Source organism: Streptomyces luteolus (assembly GCF_029968015.1).
Classification (GTDB): Bacteria; Actinomycetota; Actinomycetes; order Streptomycetales; family Streptomycetaceae; genus Streptomyces; species Streptomyces luteolus.
Window position 1 is genome coordinate 78,542 of sequence record NZ_JASCIS010000030.1, and the last position, 17,370, is coordinate 95,911.

The following is a 17,370-nucleotide window of genomic DNA, read 5'->3' on the forward strand; positions in this document are numbered from 1 at the left end:
CCTGCTCACTCCCCCACCGCGGACACCGGCACGGCACGCGCGAAGCCGCCGTCCACCATCAGGTTCGCCACCGTCTCCAACTCCGGCGGATTGCCCGCGAGCCGGGACAGAAACGCGTCGAAGTCCTCACCGCACGGCAGCAGCAGACGCTCCACCCGCTCCTCGACCGTCCAGCCGTCCCCGTCACGGGCATCGTCGTACGCGCAGAACCACACCGAACCGAGCCGCTCACCGCGCACCTTCACCGCGATGATCCCGCCCTGCACGAACGCCACCCCCAGGTAGTCCTTCGTCAGGTGATCCCGCAGACACTTGTTGACGTAGAAGAGGTCATTGACCGCCGCCTCGTCCCGCACCGTGAAGAACGGCTGATCGACAAGCAGCCCCAACTCCGCGTCCAGGGCCGCCCCGACCGGCGCACATCCGCCCGCCGCCTTCAGGAACGAGCGGTACGCACCCGGCAGCCGATAGCCGAGGTCCTCCTCTATGCCGATCAGCTGCTGCTCGGTCACCGCGAGCCGCGCCTTCGGCAGCCGGAAGTGCGCGGGCAGCGACTCCTGCAACGGCCGCGTCCCCCGCTTCTGCTGATCCACCACCGCCGTCGCGATCCCACCGTGATGCCGCAGGAGCGCCTTCACCTCGACCGGGACCAGCTCCAGACGACGCGTCCCCGCCACGTGGTGCCACGTCCAGCCGTGCGGCGTCACCACCGCCGGGATCGTGTCCCACAACTCATGACCGTCCGCCGCGAGCGCCGCGTTCGCCGACACATAGTCCGTCAGCCGCAACTCGTCCACACCGAAACCCTCCGGCGGATCCGCGATCTCCACGGCAGCGCGCGCGTACGGAGAGAAGTCCGGATAGCCGTCCGCCCCCACACGCACCCCCCGCGGATGGCGCGCGGCCCGCACCGGGTCCGGAAAGTGCACGAGCTGACCGGCGTACGCCGCGTTCGGCGGCGCGGCTGCCCCGGCCCGGGAACCGGGCGATACCCCAAGGCCGAGCCGACCTGTCGTCATGGCGGTTGCCCCCTGCGGCACATCTGAAGGTTCGGAACGAGTCCGTCGCGTCCCCGACGGATTCACCGAGTCCACCGAGTCCACTGACGGGCCGACCGCGCACGGCCGACACGCCACAGCCTAAGCGCTGCCGCACCCCCGGTCACCGGGCCTCCGCTTCCGTGACCTGCGGTCACCCGTACGTGACCGTACGACGAAAACGACACAACACACACAGCCCCAGCTTCCGCACCAGGCACCCCATTTGGCAGGCTGTCCCCGCACTCCGGGGAGTGCGGAGGTGCCACCAGGGGTCACCACCGCGGGCTGGGCCCTGTCCGACAGATCAGGCCGGATACGGATCAGGCCGGATCCGGTCGACGTCCACTTGTCGGCCCCGCGACCCCGGCAAGATCCGCCGGAGAGGGCCAAGGGAGGGGACTCGAGCACACATGCACACCGCACAACCGCACAGCGCGGGCGACCCACGCCTCAGCTGGAGCGCCACCGGGACGACCCCGCCCCCCACGCTCCGGCACCGCCGCGACGGCATCCTGCCCACCGTCGCCGCCGCCCTCTCCGTACGCGGCGAAACCCTCACCTCCACCGCCGGACGCGGCGACACCGCCCCCGAACTGCACCCCCTCGTCCAGGACTTCCTCGACACCCTCACCAGCGGCCAGCGCGAGCGCTCCACCGGACGGTGCCCCGAGGCCCTCCTCCTCTCCCGCCACCTCAGCGCCGTCGAAGCCGGCCGCTCCAAACGCGCCCAGCGCAAACCCCTCACACCGAGCGAAGCCCGCAAAGCGCTCAAACACGCCAAACTCACCACCCGCCGCATCCGCGAAGCCGGCGACCCCCTCCACGGCGCCTTCGCCACCCCCTGCCGCTCCTGCAGCGCCCTCATCGCCCACTTCGGCGTACGCGTCGTCGCCCCCGCGGAACCCACCGGCCCCACCGGACCCACTGGAACCACTGGAACCACCGGACCCACCGGACCCACCGGACCCACCGGACCCACTCACGACACCGAGACCGCCGAAGCCGCCCAAGCCGCCGAAGCCGCTGAGAGCCAGGCCTGATGTCCGCCGAACCGACGGAAGGACGAGGCTGATGCCCGCCACCGACCGCGCCGCAGCACGCACCTCCACCACCCGCTTCTCCGTCACCGTCGACGCCGCCCTGCGCTCCTCCGGCTGGCAGCCCGGCCGCTGGGACATCAAACAGGCCGAACAGTGGGCCGACGCCCTCCGCCGCCACACCTCCCCCGCCGGCCACCAGCACACCGTCTTCCCCGCCGCCGTCGAAGTCTGGGCCGAATTCGGCGGCCTCACCCTCACCCCCACCGGACCCGGCCGCCAGATCGCCCCCGTCTCCCTCCACTTCGACCCGCTCCGCGGCCTCCACCAGGCCCGCACCCTCGGAGACCTCGGCCGCGCCCTCGACACCGAGATGTGCCCCCTCGGCGAGGAAACCGACACCCAGGCCCTCATCGCCATCGACGCCGAAGGCCGCGTCTACGCCCTCGACCACTCCGGCGACTGGTACGCGGGCCCCGACATCGACGCCGCCCTCGACACCCTCATCTCCGGCGTCATGCCCACCCGCCTCACCGCCGGCTGAGAACACCTCGCGGCCGACTCACGCGTACGAGCACGCATACCCGTACGCCTAGGTACGAGCCGGAATCACCGCCGACACCCGGAACCCACCCGCATCCGTCGGCCCCGACACGAACACCCCACCGAGCGCCCCCACCCGCTCCTTCATCCCCACCAGACCATTGCCCCCACTGGGCAACCGCGGCTCGTCCCCCACACCCTCCGGCGGCGGCTCGTTCTCCACCTGCATCGCCACCTCACCCCCGCGATGCGCCAACCGCACATACGTCTTCGCGCCCGACGCATGCTTGTGCACATTCGTCAGACCCTCCTGAATCACCCGGTACGCGGTCTGCTCCACCTCCGCCGGATAACTCCCCGGCACCCCGTCCACCGACAGATCCACCGCCATACCCGCCGAGCGGGACTGCCCGAGCAACTCCTCCAGATCCGCCAGACACGGACCCTCCTCGCCCCGCGCCCGCGAAGCCGCCGCCGCAGCCGCCTCCCCCACCACGGTCAACGGCGCCCGCACCCCATCCCGGCGCGACGCCTCCCCCGTACGCAACACCCCCAACATCTCCCGCAGTTCGGTCAACGCCTGCCGGCCCATGTCCCCCACCAGCGCCGCGTTCTTCACCGCCTTCTCCGGGTCCTTCCGCGCCACCGCCTGCAACGCCGCCGCATGCACCACCATCAGGCTCACCCGATGCGCCACCACGTCATGCATCTCACGAGCGATCCGCGTGCGCTCCTCGTTCCGCGCCCACTCCGCCCGCTCCTCGGCCCGCTCCGCCAACAGCTGCAGCTCCCGCTCCAAGCTGTCCGCACGCTCCCGCAACGACTCCATCAGCCGCCGCCTCGCCCCCACGTACAACCCCAGCAGCAACGGCGCCGCCGTCACACCCACCGAGGCCGTCACCGCGACGAACGGCACGAACCACTCGCCCAGCTCGAGCTCGCCCTGCGCCATGTCCTGCTGCGACCGCACGAACGTCACGATCATCGTGCCCGCGAGCGACATCCCCGCCAGCGCACCCGTGATCCGCCGCGGCACCTCGGAGGCGGCCAGCGTGTACAGCCCGACCACCGTCAGCATGAAGCCCATGTTCGCCGGAGTCACCGCGATCGACACCAGCACCACCGCGATCGGCCACCGCCGCCGCAGCACCAGCACAGAACCGGCCAACACCCCCAGCACCACACCCACCGCCACGGGCACACCGGCCCGCCCGGAGAACGCGACACCCTCGGCCACGCACTCCGCCGCCGAGGCCACTGCAAGCACCCCGTCGAACACGGCACTACGCCGCCGCCCCCACCACCACGGCCCCCCGGCCGCCTCGTGGTGCTCTACCCCCGTCGTGGTCATGCCTCCAGCGTACGGGCGAGCACTGACGATCAGCGGGCCGCTCGAAAAACCACAACTGGCAGATACGGCGCCCGAACGGAAGCCGGACGCGACGGTACTAACCGAACTGGTGAATCGCTCAAGTTTTCGACCCGGACGTCCGTATTCCGGACGAGGGTTGCCACATGAACGACAACACGAGCCGCTACGGCGACTTCGAGACCCTCCGCGAACAAGCCATCGGCCTGCGCCGGGCAGGCCTCAGCCTCCGCCAGATCCGGGACGAGCTGAAGATCTTCAACAACGACCTCCTCAACGCCTTGGTCAAGGGCGAACCAGCCCCGGCCTGGACAAAACGCCCCAACGCCAAGGACGACCTCCGCGAGCGAGCCCGCGAACTCCGCCGCGAAGGCTGGACGTACGACCGCATCCAACTGGAGCTGGGCTGCTCCAAGAGCTCGATATCGCTATGGGTGCGCGACCTACCGAAGCCGGAGCCGCGCTACACACCGGAAGAGCAACAGGCCCTCATGCGGGCCGGGCTGAAACGCCTCCGTCAAAGCCAGGACGAGGATCGGGAGCGCGTCACGCGCGAGGCGTGCGACGAGATCGACACCCTCCCCGACAGGGACCTCTTCCTGGCCGGGATCGCCCTCTACTGGGCCGAGGGCCAGAAGAGCAAGTCGTACCAGCGCCGGGAGTCGGTGCTGTTCGTCAACAGCGACCCGGGAGTGATCGAGGTCTTCCTGGCGTGGCTGGACCTACTCGGTGTGACGCCGGAGCGTCTGCGGTTCCGCGTCATGATCCACGAGTCCGGTGACGTGACCGGCGCCGAGAGTTACTGGGCCGAGCTCGTCGGCATCGATACCTCCGAACTCCAACGCACGACACTGAAGAAGCACAACCCCAAGACCGTGCGCAAGAACATCGGCGAGGCGTACCGTGGCTGCCTTGTCGTTCGCGTTCAGCAAGGCGCTGACCTGTACCGACGCATCGACGGCTGGTGGCGCGCAATCGTGATACACGCACAGGCACGACTCAGGTAGGGTCTGAACCGCTGTCCCCTGTGGTGTAACTGGCAGCACACTGGCTTTTGGTGCCAGCAGGTCAAGGTTCGAATCCTTGCGGGGGAGCCACAGCGATCAAGAACCTAGTTCGGGTCCTGACCACCAAGGTCAGGACCCGTCCCCATTTCCACCCCACAACGCCCCGGTATCCTGCGGATGTCCACCCCGCAACACATCCCACGCCGAAGGGCCCATCTGTGAGCGTCACACCCCCGGCCGCCGTCGTCGTCCTCGCAGCGGGTGAGGGCACCCGCATGAAGTCCAAGACCCCGAAGGTCCTGCACGAGATCTGCGGGCGTTCCCTCGTCGGTCATGTGGTGTCCGCCGCGCAGGAGTTGGAGCCGGAGCGGCTCGTCGTGGTCGTCGGGCATGCGCGGGAGCAGGTCGTCGCGCATCTGACCGCCACCGATGCGGCGATCCGTACGGCCGTGCAGGAGGAGCAGAACGGCACCGGGCACGCGGTGCGGATGGGTCTTGAGGAGCTGGCCGCGGAGCGGGCGGTGGACGGGACCGTGATCGTGGTGTGCGGTGACACTCCGCTGCTGACGGGGGAGACGCTGAGGGCGCTCGCGGCGACGCATGCCGCGGACGGGAACGCGGTGACGGTGCTGACGGCGGAGGTGCCGGACGCGACGGGGTACGGGCGGATCGTGCGGGATGCCGCGGGTGCGGTGACGGCGATCGTGGAGCACAAGGACGCGGATGCCGGGATGCGGGCGATCCGGGAGATCAACTCGGGTGTGTTCGCGTTCGACGGTGCGCTGCTCGCGGACGCGTTGGGGAAGGTGCGGACGGACAACAGTCAGGGTGAGGAGTACCTGACGGATGTGCTCGGGATTCTGCGTGCGGCGGGGCGCCGGGTGGGTGCTTCGGTGGCGGGGGATCACCGGGAGATCGCGGGGATCAACAACCGGGTGCAGTTGGCGGAGGCGCGGCGGACGTTGAACGAGCGTCTGCTTGAGCGGGCGATGCTCGCGGGTGTGACGGTCGTGGACCCCGTGTCGACTCTGGTGGATGTGACGGTGTCGTTCGAGCCGGACGCGGTCGTGCATCCGGGTACGCAGTTGCTCGGGGTGACGCATGTGGCGGCGGACGCGGAGGTGGGTCCGAACTCCCGTCTGACGGATACGTCGGTGGGTGTGGGTGCGCGGGTGGACAACACGGTGGCGGACGGTGCGGAGATCGGCGCTGGGGCGTTGGTGGGTCCGTATGCGTATCTGCGGCCGGGGACGCGGTTGGGTGTGGGGGCGAAGGCCGGCACGTATGTGGAGATGAAGAACGCGTCGATCGGTGCGGGGACGAAGGTGCCGCATTTGTCGTATGTGGGGGATGCGACGATCGGTGAGCACTCCAACATCGGTGCGGCGAGTGTGTTTGTGAATTACGACGGCCGGGAGAAGCACCACACGACGATCGGGTCGCATTGCCGTACCGGGTCGGACAACATGTTTGTGGCTCCTGTCACGGTCGGGGACGGTGCTTACACCGCTGCGGGGTCGGTGATCACGAAGGATGTGCCGCCTGGTTCGTTGGCTGTGGCCCGCGGTCAGCAGCGGAATATCGAGGGTTGGGTGGCTCGTAAGCGTCCGGGGAGCGCGGCTGCGAAGGCGGCTCAGGCTGCTGCTTCGGAGCCGGAAGGCGAAAGCTGACCGGAAACAGGTGCGTCTGAGGCGGCGTACCGTGATAGGTGCACACTATTTCGGCTGGCTCGTATTCAGGGCTGCGATGAACACGTCTGAGGAGACTGTGCTGTGAGCGGGATCAAGACGACCGGCGAGAAGAAGTTGATGCTCTTCTCCGGCCGCGCCCACCCCGAGCTGGCCGAGGAGGTCGCCCACCAGTTGGGCATCGGCGTCGTTCCGACCAAGGCGTTCGACTTCGCCAATGGCGAGATCTATGTGCGCTATCAGGAGTCGGCGCGTGGTGCGGACTGCTTTTTGATTCAGAGCCACACGGCTCCGATCAACAAGTGGATCATGGAACAGCTGATCATGATCGATGCGTTGAAGCGGGCGTCCGCTCGGAGCATCACGGTGATCGTGCCGTTCTACGGTTACGCGCGGCAGGACAAGAAGCACCGCGGACGTGAACCGATTTCGGCGAAGCTGGTCGCGGATCTGATGAAGACGGCGGGTGCGGACCGGATCGTGACGGTCGACCTGCACACGGACCAGATCGTGGGCTTCTTCGACGGTCCGGTGGACCACCTGTTCGCGCTGCCGATACTGGCGGACTACGTGGGCGCGAAGGTGGACCGGGACAAGCTGACGGTGGTGTCTCCGGACGCCGGCCGTGTGCGGGTGGCGGACCGCTGGTGTGACCGTCTGGGTGCGCCGCTGGCGATCGTGCACAAGCGGCGTGACAAGGACGTGGCGAATCAGGTCACGGTCCACGAGGTCGTGGGTGATGTCGAGGGCCGGGTCTGTGTCCTGGTGGACGACATGATCGACACGGGTGGCACGATCTGTGCGGCCGCGGACGCGCTGTTCGCGCATGGCGCGGAGGACGTCATCGTGACGGCGACGCACGGTGTGCTGTCGGGTCCGGCGGCGGACCGGCTGAAGAACTCGAAGGTGAGTGAGTTCGTGTTCACGAACACGCTGCCGACGCCCAATGAGTTGGAGCTGGACAAGATCACGGTGCTGTCGATCGCGCCGACGATCGCGCGGGCGCTGCGTGAGGTGTTCGAGGACGGTTCGGTGACGAGCCTCTTCGAGGAGCAGTAAGGGCAGTAGGAGTACCGGGCGCGGTAGGCGCTGGTCCGGTCTCGTAGATCGATTTCTGGTGCGGCCTTCCTGCCGAGTAGACTGTCGAAGTTGCTCGGCGAGGGAGGCCGCACTTTTCTTGTGTGGCCCCGTTATCGACGCGCTCTTCGTAGCAGGCCGTTCGTGGCCGGGTGACCTGTCCGTTTCTCACCTTTACGAGGAGTGAAGAGCATGTCTGAGGTCAAGATTTCCGCTGAGGTCCGTAGCGAGTTCGGCAAGGGTGCTGCCCGCCGTCTGCGTCGTGCCGACAAGCTGCCCGCGGTTGTCTACGGTCACGGCGAGGCCCCGGTGCATGTGGCGCTGCCGCACCACGACACCCTGATGGCGCTGAAGACGTCGAACGTCCTGATCAACCTGGACATCGACGGCAAGTCGCAGCTGGTGATCCCGAAGGCCGTGCAGCGTGACGTGCTGCGTCAGGGCATTCTGGAGCACGTCGACCTGCTTCTGGTGAAGCGTGGCGAGAAGGTCGTCGTGGAGATCCCGGTGATCGCCGAGGGTGAGCTGGCCCCGGGTGCCAACCTGCTTGAGCACGTGCTGAGCACGCTGTCGGTCGAGGCCGAGGCGACGCACATTCCGGAGTCCGTGACGGTCTCCATCGCGGGTCTGGACGCCGGTGCGTCGATCCTGGCGAAGGACATCGCGCTGCCGAAGGGCACGTCGCTGGCCACCGACGAGGACGCTGTCGTCCTGCAGGTGCTGGCCGCGCAGGCCGAGGAGGCCCCGGCGGAGGAGTCCGAGGAAGAGGCCGCGGAGGCCTGATCCGCTTCTGTTCCGGTGCCGGGTACCGTCGTGCTGCGACGGTGCCCGGCATCGGGCGTTTTTTGTGTGCTGTTTTTTCTGGGAGAGCTGCGACATGATGACCGATGCGAACGCGCCCTGGCTGATTGCCGGTTTGGGTAATCCGGGGCCGGGTTATGCGGCCAATCGCCACAATGTCGGCTTCATGGTGGTGGATCTGCTTGCGCAGCGGATGGGTGGCGGCTTCAAGCGGCATGGGAAGGCGCAGGCGCAGGTCGTGGAGGGCCGGGTGGGTCCGCCGGGTCCCGGGAGTCGTCGGGTGGTGCTTGCGAAGCCGATGTCGTACATGAATCTGTCGGGTGGGCCGGTGACGGCTTTGCGGGATTTCTACAAGGTGCCGACGGCCAATATCGTGGCGGTTCATGATGAGTTGGACATTGATTTCGGTGTGTTGCGGTTGAAGCTGGGTGGGGGCGACAACGGGCACAACGGGTTGAAGTCGATGACGAAGGCGATGGGTTCGGATTATCACCGGGTGCGGTTTGGGATCGGGCGGCCGCCGGGGCGGATGCCGGTCGCGGATTTTGTGCTGAAGGATTTTTCGGGGGCGGAGCGCAAGGAGCTCGACTACTTCGTGGACCGGGCGGCGGATGCCGTGGAGGCGCTGGTCATCGAGGGTCTTGAGCGGGCGCAGGGGACGTACAACTCGTGAGGTCGGCTGTCGGTCGAGCTTGACCGAGGGCTCATTCTTGGCCAAGGATTCCGGCCATGTCTGCCGCTACTGCTCAGCCGGGTCTGCTGTTGTTCGGTCGGCGTGCCGGGTCTGTCCTGCTTGCGCTGTTGTTGCTTGTGGCGGGGGTGTGGACGTCCTGGTCGACGGCGCAGCATGTGGTGTTCATGGAGGATCGTGAGCAGGGCACGATGACGGTCGTGCGGTGCTCGGGTGAGGCGTGTTCGGGGTCGTTCGCGCCGGTGGATCCGGAGGGGGAGCCGCGGGATGCGGTGGTGATCGACCGGTCGATCGGTGAGCACAAGGGTGCGCGGGTGCCGGTGGCGGTGAAGCCGGGGACGGACGAGGTCGTGCGGACGGGGGGTCCGGGTTTTCTGCACGCGTGGGTGCCGTTGGGTGGTGCGCTGTTGTTGGCGGCTGTGGTGCTCGGGGGTGGTCTGCGGTCGGCGCGGTTGGCGTGGGGTGTGGGGTTGACGGGGGGCGTGTTGCTGGTGGCTTCGTTCGCCACGTTGTGAGGTTTTTGCCCGCTGTGAGGTTTTTGCCCACTTTTCGGTGGGAGTTTCTGCGGGGGTCCTGCACGAACGCCCGTGCCGGGCCGCGCACTTGGTGTGCGTGGCCCGGCACGGGCGTTTCGCTGTGTGCGGGTCGGGTCAGCCGGTGTTGCGGAGGCCGGCGGCGACGCCGTTGACGGTGAGGAGCAGGGCGCGGCCCAGGGTCGGGTCGGGTTCGGCGCCGCTGGCGGCGGCGTCGCGCTGGCGCTTGAGCAGGGCGACCTGGAGGTACGAGATGGGGTCGAGGTAGGCGTCGCGGATGGCGAAGGTCTGCTGGAGCACCGGGTTGGTGTCGAGGAGTTCCTTGCCGCCGGTGATGCGCAGGACTTCTCGTACGGTCAGTTCGTGTTCGGCCTCGATGGTGTCGAAGACGTGCGCCAGTTCGTCGGGCACGAGGGTGTCGACGTAGTGGCGGGCGATCCGCAGGTCGGTCTTGGCGAGGGTCATCTCGACGTTGGACAGGAAGTTGCGGAAGAAGTGCCAGTGCTCGTGCATCTCGTCGAGGACGGTGTCGAGTCCGGCTTCGCGCAGGGCCTTGAGGCCTGAGCCGACACCGAACCAGCCGGGGACGATCTGCCGGGACTGGGTCCAGCCGAAGACCCAGGGGATGGCGCGGAGTCCGTCGAGGGAGACGCCCGAGCCGGGGCGGCGGGAGGGCCGCGAGCCCAGGTGCAGGTCGGCGAGCTGGTCCACCGGCGTGGAGGCGAGGAAGTACGAGGGCAGGTCGGGGTCTTCGACGAGGCGCCGGTAGGCGGCGTGCGCGGCGTCGGAGACGGTGTCCATGGCGGCGTCCCAGCGGGCGAGGGCCTCGTCGGACTGGCGGGGCGCGGTGTGCAGGGCGGAGGCCTGCAGGGTCGCGGCGACGGTCAGTTCGAGGTTCTCGCGGGCGAGGGACGGTACGAGGTACTTGTCGGAGATGACCTCGCCCTGTTCGGTGACCTTGATCTCGCCTTCGAGGGTGCCCCAGGGCTGGGCGAGGATCGCGTCGTGCGAGGGGCCGCCGCCGCGCCCGACGGTGCCGCCGCGGCCGTGGAACAGCCGCAGCCTGACCCCGTACCGGTGGGCGACGTCGCGCAGGCGGCGCTGGGCGCGGTGGATCTCCCACTGGCTGGTCGTGATGCCGCCGAACTTGGAGGAGTCGGAGTAGCCGAGCATGACCTCCTGGACGTCGCCGCGCAGCGAGACGAGGCGGCGGTACGAGGGGTCGGCGAGCATCTCGTCGAGGATGACGTCGGCGGCGCGGAGCTCGTCGGTGGTCTCCAGGAGCGGCACGATGCCGATCTTGGCCCAGCCGGCGTGCAGGTCGATGAGTCCGGCCTCGCGGGCGAGGACGGCGGCGGCGAAGACGTCGTCGGCGCCCTGGCACATCGAGATGATGTAGGACTCGATGACTTCGGGGCCGAAGACCGCGAGGGCCTTCTTGACGGTCTCGAAGACGCCGAGGGTCTTCTGGCCGGCGGCGTCGAGGGGGGCCGGGCGCGGGGCGAGGGGGCGGCGGGAGCGGAGTTCCTTGGCGAGGAGCTTCTGCCGGTAGTCGCGGGGCATGTCGGCGTAGCGCCAGGACTCCTCGCCGAGCCGGTCGAAGAGCTGGCCGAGCGCGTGGTGGTGGGCCTCGGCGTGCTCGCGTACGTCCATGGTGGCGAGCTGGAGGCCGAACGCGGCGAGGGTGCGGATGACCCGGTCCATGCGGCCGTCGGCGAAGAGGGCGCCTCGGTGTGCGCGCAGGGAGGTCTGGACGAGGGTGAGGTCGTGGATGAGCTCGGCGGTGCCGAGGTAGTCGCGCCCTGGCTCGTGCGGGGTGCCCTTGGCGAGGCGCTCGCGGGTGTTGACGAGCTTCTGCCGGATGCAGGTGGCCTTGAGGCGGTAGGGCTCCTCGGCGTTGAGGCGCTTGTAGCGGGGGCTGATCTCCGGGAGGCGCTCCAGGTCGGTCTGCAGCGAGCTGTGGAGTTCCTCGGTGGCGCCCGCGTACCGGATGGAGTTGGAGAGCAGTCCGCGCAGGTGGTCGACGAGTTCCAGGGCGTCGGTGATGCCGTGTTCGTGCTGGAGGATCAGCACGTCCCAGGTGACCTCGGGGGTGACGTTGGGGTTGCCGTCGCGGTCGCCGCCGATCCAGGTGCCGAAGGTGAGGGGGCGGGTGCCGGCGGGCATCTCGACGCCGACGCGCTCCAGCTCGGCGGTGAGGTCCTCCAGGACGTCGCCGACGGCGCCGGTGTGCAGCTCGTCGAGGTAGTAGATGGCGTTGCGGGCCTCGTCGGCGGGCTCGGGGCGGACCACGCGGAGCTCGTCGGTCTGCCAGACGAGGTCGATGTTCTCGGCCAGGCGCAGGTCGAGGCGGCGGCGGTCGGCGGCGGAGCCCGGGGACTCCAGGAGCTCGGCGATGCGGCGGAGCTTGTTGAGGACGGAGCGGCGGGCGGCCTCGGTCGGGTGGGCCGTGAAGACGGGCCGGACGTTGAGGTGCTCGACGGTCTCCCGCAGGTGGGCGGGGTCGGCGTCCTTGAGGAGGTCGGCGGTGCGGGCGAGGGTGCCGCCCTCGGCGTCGCGGCGGACGGCGAGCTCGCGGCCTCGGTGCACCTGCTCGGTGACGTTGGCGAGGTGGAAGTAGGTGGAGAAGGCGCGGACCAGCTTGGCGGCGGTCTCCAGTTCGGTATCGCCGAGGAGGCGGGCGGCGGCCTCGCCGTCCTCGCGGGTGAGGGCGCGGACCCGCTCGACGAGGTCGAGGAGTTCGGGGCCCTCCTGGCGTACCAGGGTCTCTCCGAGCAGGTCACCGAGGCGGCGGATGTCGGCGCGCAGCTCGGCGTTGTCACGCGTACTGGTGCTGGTGCTCGTGTTCTGGTGGTCGGCACTGCTCACAGGTGCGGCTCCTTGCAGTGTTGAGCTCGTATCTGGAGGGAACTGAGAGGACTCGGCAATCCGGGGGAACCGAGCTGGATCTCCGGATTCCGGGGAAGACTCAGAAGCGGACCACGCTGTCCGACGCCACCAGGATAGGTCGCGTTCCGGCGGGGCCCGTCGGTGGCCACTTGTGGCCGTGACGAGCGCTGCCATACTTACGACGCCGTAGGTTACGCAACCGTAGGAACGGCGCGGGAAGACCGCGTGGGACCGACGGAAGGACCGCAGGAATTCCCGTGACCCGGCGCACCTGCCGAAAAACCCTCGACCCCACAGGGGACGCCCATGACCACGAGGTCCGAAGTGATCGACGACGCCCCGAAGGATTCCGCCCAGCGGAAACAGGCTGACGAGGCGCTGCCGCAGTCCGCCACGCTCGGCGGTGAGCAGAAGCGTTCGCTCGAACAGCTCACCCTGCTGCTTTTCATCACCGTGCCGTTCCTCGCCCTGCTCGCGGCGGTGCCGCTGGCCTGGGGGTGGGGGGTGAGCTGGCTGGATCTGGGCCTGCTCGTCTTCATGTACTTCCTCGGCTGCCACGGCATCACGATCGGCTTCCACCGCTATTTCACGCACGGTTCCTTCAAGGCGAACCGGCCGCTGCGGATCGCGCTCGCGGTGGCGGGGTCGATGGCGGTGGAGGGCCCGCTGGTGCGGTGGGTGGCGGACCACCGCAAGCACCACAAGTTCTCCGACGCGGAGGGCGACCCGCATTCGCCGTGGCGGTTCGGGGAGACGATCCCGGCGCTGATGAAGGGCCTGTGGTGGGCGCACATCGGCTGGATGTTCGACGAGGAGCAGACGCCGCAGGAGAAGTACGCGCCGGATCTGGTCAAGGACCCGGCGATCCGGCGGATCTCGCGGCAGTTCATCTTCTGGACGGTGGTGTCCCTGGCGATCCCGCCGCTGGTGGGCGGCCTGGTCACGATGTCGTGGTGGGGCGCGTTCACGGCGTTCTTCTGGGGTTCTCTCGTACGGGTGGCGCTGCTGCATCACGTGACGTGGTCGATCAACTCGATCTGTCACGCGGTCGGAAAGCGCCCGTTCAAGTCCCGTGACCGTTCCGGGAACGTGTGGTGGCTGGCGATCCTGTCGTGCGGTGAGTCGTGGCACAACCTGCACCACGCGGACCCGACGTCGGCGCGGCACGGTGTGATGCGCGGGCAGGTGGACTCGTCGGCCCGGCTGATCCGCTGGTTCGAGCTGGCCGGCTGGGCGCGGGACGTGCGCTGGCCGTCGCAGTCGCGGATCGAGTCCCGGCGCAAGCCACAGGGGGCGGACGCGGCCTGAGGCGGACACGGCATGATGGAGGACGTGGCCACCGACTCAAACACCCCGCGCACCCCGAACAGCACGAGCAGTGACCGGCCCGAGAAGGCACGGCGTGGGCGGCGCACGCGGATGACGGGGGCCGAGCGGCGTCAGCAGCTCCTGGAGATCGGCCGCACGCTGTTCGCCGCCAAGGGTTTCGAGGGCACGTCCGTGGAGGAGATCGCCGCGAAGGCGGGGGTGTCCAAGCCGGTGGTGTACGAGCACTTCGGCGGCAAGGAGGGCCTGTACGCGGTCGTCGTGGACCGGGAGATGCGCCAGCTGCTCGACATGGTGACGGGTTCGCTGACGGCGGGGCATCCGCGGGAGCTGTGCGAGCAGGCCGCGTTCGCGCTCCTCGACTACATCGAGGAGTACACGGACGGTTTCCGGATCCTGGTCCGCGACTCCCCCATCCCGCAGTCGACGGGTTCGTTCGCCTCGCTGATCTCCGATATCGCGACGCAGGTGGAGGACATCCTGGGCCGCGAGTTCAAGACCCGCGGCTTCGACCCGAAGCTGGCGCCGCTGTACGCGCAGGCGCTGGTGGGGATGGTCGCGCTGACCGGTCAGTGGTGGCTGGACGCCCGTAAGCCGAAGAAGGCGGAGGTGGCCGCGCATCTGGTGAATCTGGCGTGGCACGGCCTGGACGGCCTGGAGGCGAAGCCGCGGCTGATAGGGCATCGCAAGAACTGACAGGTGGACGAGGACGGGCCCGGCGGCGGTTGCTGCCGGGCCCGTCCTCGTACGCGTGGCGCGGTTCGCCCGGTCCTGACGGGGCTCAGCTCGGCTTGGTGGCGAGCGCGAAGATGCGGCGGAACGGGAACACGGTGCCGTGCGGGCCCGGTGGATACGCCTTGCGGAGCCGGTCGCGGTATTCGGCGAGGAAGTCCGCGGCGGCGTCCGGGTCGTCGGCGAGTTCGGTGAGGACGGGGCGCAGGGCGGTGCCCTTGACCCAGTCGAGCACGGGGTCCTCGCCCTGGAGGAGTTGGGAGTACGTGGTCTCCCAGGCGTCCGCCTCGCAGCCGAGGTCGGTGAGCCGGGTCAGGTAGTCGGCCGGGTCAAGTACGTGGACGAAGCGGCGGCCGTGGGTGCCGAGCCGGTCGCGCCACTGCGGGGCGTCGCAGAGTTCGCCGAGCAGGGCGTGGCTGGGCGAGGTGAAGTTGCCGGGGACCTGGAAGGCGAGGGTGCCGCCGGGGCGGAGCGAGTCGACCCACACGGGGAAGGACTCGGGGTGGTTGGGCACCCACTGCAGGGCGGCGTTGGAGACGATCAGGTCGTAGGTGCCCTCGGGGATCCAGTGCGCGGCGTCGGCCGGCCGGAAGTCGAGGTGTCCGCCGCCGGGTGTGGGGCCGGCGAGTTCGGCGGCCTTGGCCAGCATCTCCGGGGAGTTGTCGAAGCCGGTGATGTGGGCGGTGGGCCAGCGGTCGGCGAGGAGGGTGGTGACGTTGCCGGGGCCGCAGCCCAGGTCGGCGATGCGCGGCGGCATGTCGGGCCCGGCGGTGGGCAACTCCGGTATGCGCGCGAGCAGATCATGAAAGGGGCGGGTCCTGTGGCTGGAGTGACGGAGGTACTGTTGCGGGTCCCAGGTTGGTGCGGAATGCATGTTCGAGCTCCCTGCCAGGTACGCGGTGCAGATCCGGAAGGCACTTGCTTCGCGACGATGCCCACAGCGAAGCCGGAATATCTCTCGACGTCAAGAGACTTCACGTCGAGGGACCCACTACACTGATCGCCATGGAGGACGAGGTCGACCGGCTGGTCGCGGCATGGCGGAGAGAACGCCCCGACCTGGACGTGGAACCGCTCGAGGTGCTGAGCCGGGTGAGCAGGCTCGCCCGCCATCTCGACCGGGCCCGTCGCCTTGCGTTCTCCGAGCACAACCTGGAGCCCTGGGAGTTCGACGTCCTCACCTCGCTGCGGCGTGCGGGCGCTCCGTACCAGCTCTCCCCCGGGCAGTTGCTCACACAGACCCTCGTCACCTCCGGCACGATGACCAACCGCATCGACAGGCTCGCCAAGAAGGGCCTGGTGGAGCGGCTTCCGGACCCCAGCGACCGGCGTGGCGTCCTGGTCCGCCTCACGCCCGAGGGCCGGGACCGGGCCGACCAGGCCCTGGCCGGGCTGCTCGACCAGGAGCGCGCGATCCTCGCGGAGCTGTCGCGTACGCAGCGGGGTGAACTGGCCGGTCTACTACGCCAGTTGACCGCCCCGTTCGACAACATCCCCGGCTAGTTCGAGTTCGGCCGGGCCCACGCCCGCGCGCCGGGCGAGCGCGACGGCCGCGAGGGTGGAGTGGACTCCCAGCTTCCCCAGGACGTTCTGCATATGGGTCCGGACGGTGTGCGGTGAGAGGAAGAGGCGCTCGGCGACGGCTTTGCGCCCCAGGCCCGCGACCATGCAGCGCAGCACTTCCCGCTCACGCGGCGTCAGGGACTCCACGAGCCGCTCGCTCTCGGTGCGGTGCTTTCGGGCCGCGGTGAGTTCGCGCAGTACGCCGGTCAGCAGCGCGGGCGGCAGATGCGTCTCGTCGCGCAGCACGCCGCGGACGACGCTGAGCAGCCGGGACAGCGAGCAGTCCTTGGCGACCCAGCCGGAGGCACCGGCCTGCAGCGCGTGGGCCGCGCGACGCGGGTCGTCCTTCTCGGCGAGTACGACCGTACGGACCGCGGGGTGGGCCGAACGCACGGCTGCGACCAGGGAGATGCCGTCGGTCAGACCCCCGCTCTCCGGGCCGTCCGGCGGGGGCGCGGCACGCATGCCGGGCAGGGCTGCTGTGCTGGGCAGGGCTGTGCCGGGCCGGGCTGTGCCGGGCAGGGCTGTGCCGGGCAGGGCCGTATCGCCCAGGTCGGCGTCGACGAGCAGGACGTCGAATCTGCGGCCTTCGGCGAGGCCGCGCTCCAGGCAGCGCAGGGCGGCGGGGCCGCTGCCCGCGGCTGCCACGTCGACGTCGGGCTCGGCCGCGAGTGCGGCCGCGAGCGACTCGGCGAAGATGCGGTGGTCGTCGACGACCAGGACCCGGATTCGGACCACGTGATACCCCCAGGCTCGTGTTCCGGGAAGCGCCTGCCTCCCGAACCCCCCGGTGGGAGACGGAAATTGGTGACAGCAACGCAGGTACGGCGCCCGGGGTGCGGGGTCGCCGCAGTCGGAGCCTCGGCCGCCGCCGTGCTCTGACTGCTACCCCCACTCCGGGCGTCGTACCCGGCTGTCTCGCCCCCTGATCAGCACCGGCCCCCACCGGTGCTGTGCATCAGGGTACGGCGGGGAGCGGGGAGGGGCGGGGTAGTTGCAGATTTTCCCCTCCCCGCCCCTTCCCGAAAGTCCTGCCGGACGGGCCTCCTCAATCGCCGGAGGGGCTCAAATTTG

The 17,370-nt window shown here is 69.3% G+C and carries 15 protein-coding genes, 1 tRNA gene and 1 pseudogene; 12 read left to right on the top strand and 5 right to left on the bottom strand.

What is annotated here, in order from left to right:
- Positions 1-5: 5 nt before the first annotated feature.
- Complete coding sequence (locus tag QIT00_RS26060) at positions 6-1,019, bottom strand: SMI1/KNR4 family protein (RefSeq protein WP_282537837.1); 1,014 nt, start codon at positions 1,017-1,019, stop codon at positions 6-8.
- 431 nt (positions 1,020-1,450) lie between these two features.
- Here QIT00_RS26060 and QIT00_RS26065 point away from each other — a divergent pair.
- Positions 1,451-1,942 (top strand): annotated as a pseudogene (locus QIT00_RS26065) (YwqJ-related putative deaminase); the annotation flags it as partial.
- Positions 1,943-2,111: 169 nt separating this feature from the next.
- Positions 2,112-2,621, top strand: a complete 510-nt coding sequence (locus QIT00_RS26070; RefSeq protein ID WP_282537838.1) for an SUKH-3 domain-containing protein — start codon at positions 2,112-2,114, stop codon at positions 2,619-2,621.
- A gap of 48 nt (positions 2,622-2,669) precedes the next feature.
- On the opposite strand, the gene QIT00_RS26075 is transcribed toward QIT00_RS26070, so the two are convergent.
- Positions 2,670-3,971: a sensor histidine kinase gene (locus QIT00_RS26075; protein WP_282537839.1), complete on the bottom strand. Its 1,302-nt coding sequence runs from the start codon at positions 3,969-3,971 to the stop codon at positions 2,670-2,672.
- A gap of 164 nt (positions 3,972-4,135) precedes the next feature.
- Here QIT00_RS26075 and QIT00_RS26080 point away from each other — a divergent pair, with 164 nt between their 5' ends.
- From QIT00_RS26080 to QIT00_RS26110, 7 genes are all read left to right on the top strand, one after another.
- Complete coding sequence (locus QIT00_RS26080) at positions 4,136-4,996, top strand: hypothetical protein (protein ID WP_282537840.1); 861 nt, start codon at positions 4,136-4,138, stop codon at positions 4,994-4,996.
- A gap of 14 nt (positions 4,997-5,010) precedes the next feature.
- Positions 5,011-5,086 (top strand) — tRNA-Gln (locus QIT00_RS26085).
- A gap of 128 nt (positions 5,087-5,214) precedes the next feature.
- Positions 5,215-6,666: a bifunctional UDP-N-acetylglucosamine diphosphorylase/glucosamine-1-phosphate N-acetyltransferase GlmU gene (glmU, locus tag QIT00_RS26090; protein WP_282537841.1), complete on the top strand. Its 1,452-nt coding sequence runs from the start codon at positions 5,215-5,217 to the stop codon at positions 6,664-6,666.
- Positions 6,667-6,768: 102 nt separating this feature from the next.
- Positions 6,769-7,743, top strand: a complete 975-nt coding sequence (locus tag QIT00_RS26095; RefSeq protein WP_282537842.1) for a ribose-phosphate diphosphokinase — start codon at positions 6,769-6,771, stop codon at positions 7,741-7,743.
- 210 nt (positions 7,744-7,953) lie between these two features.
- Positions 7,954-8,544: a 50S ribosomal protein L25/general stress protein Ctc gene (locus tag QIT00_RS26100; protein WP_282537843.1), complete on the top strand. Its 591-nt coding sequence runs from the start codon at positions 7,954-7,956 to the stop codon at positions 8,542-8,544.
- Between the two features lie 94 nt (positions 8,545-8,638).
- Positions 8,639-9,235, top strand: coding sequence for an aminoacyl-tRNA hydrolase (gene pth, locus QIT00_RS26105; RefSeq protein ID WP_282537844.1), 597 nt, complete (start codon positions 8,639-8,641; stop codon positions 9,233-9,235).
- A gap of 56 nt (positions 9,236-9,291) precedes the next feature.
- Positions 9,292-9,768, top strand: a complete 477-nt coding sequence (locus QIT00_RS26110; RefSeq protein ID WP_282537845.1) for a hypothetical protein — start codon at positions 9,292-9,294, stop codon at positions 9,766-9,768.
- Between the two features lie 135 nt (positions 9,769-9,903).
- On the opposite strand, the gene ppc is transcribed toward QIT00_RS26110, so the two are convergent.
- Positions 9,904-12,654 (bottom strand): phosphoenolpyruvate carboxylase, encoded by a 2,751-nt coding sequence (ppc, locus tag QIT00_RS26115; RefSeq protein ID WP_282537846.1) that lies wholly within the window; start codon positions 12,652-12,654, stop codon positions 9,904-9,906.
- Positions 12,655-12,981: 327 nt separating this feature from the next.
- Between ppc and QIT00_RS26120 the strand changes: the two genes are divergently transcribed.
- Both QIT00_RS26120 and QIT00_RS26125 read left to right on the top strand, forming a co-directional pair.
- Positions 12,982-13,983, top strand: coding sequence for an acyl-CoA desaturase (locus QIT00_RS26120; protein WP_282537847.1), 1,002 nt, complete (start codon positions 12,982-12,984; stop codon positions 13,981-13,983).
- 12 nt (positions 13,984-13,995) lie between these two features.
- A complete protein-coding gene (locus QIT00_RS26125) occupies positions 13,996-14,697 on the top strand; it encodes a TetR/AcrR family transcriptional regulator (RefSeq protein ID WP_282537848.1) in 702 nt (233 codons plus the stop codon).
- An 85-nt stretch (positions 14,698-14,782) separates the two neighbouring features.
- Here QIT00_RS26125 and QIT00_RS26130 read toward each other — a convergent pair whose 3' ends face one another.
- Positions 14,783-15,607 (bottom strand): trans-aconitate 2-methyltransferase, encoded by an 825-nt coding sequence (locus QIT00_RS26130; protein WP_282537849.1) that lies wholly within the window; start codon positions 15,605-15,607, stop codon positions 14,783-14,785.
- A gap of 131 nt (positions 15,608-15,738) precedes the next feature.
- Here QIT00_RS26130 and tamR point away from each other — a divergent pair, with 131 nt between their 5' ends.
- Complete coding sequence (gene tamR / locus QIT00_RS26135; RefSeq protein WP_282512666.1) at positions 15,739-16,236, top strand: MarR family transcriptional regulator TamR; 498 nt, start codon at positions 15,739-15,741, stop codon at positions 16,234-16,236.
- Here the strand turns inward: tamR and QIT00_RS26140 are convergent.
- Positions 16,195-17,034, bottom strand: a complete 840-nt coding sequence (locus QIT00_RS26140) for a LuxR C-terminal-related transcriptional regulator (protein ID WP_282537850.1) — start codon at positions 17,032-17,034, stop codon at positions 16,195-16,197. The genes tamR and QIT00_RS26140 overlap by 42 nt on opposite strands.
- Between the last annotated feature and the right edge of the window lie 336 nt (positions 17,035-17,370).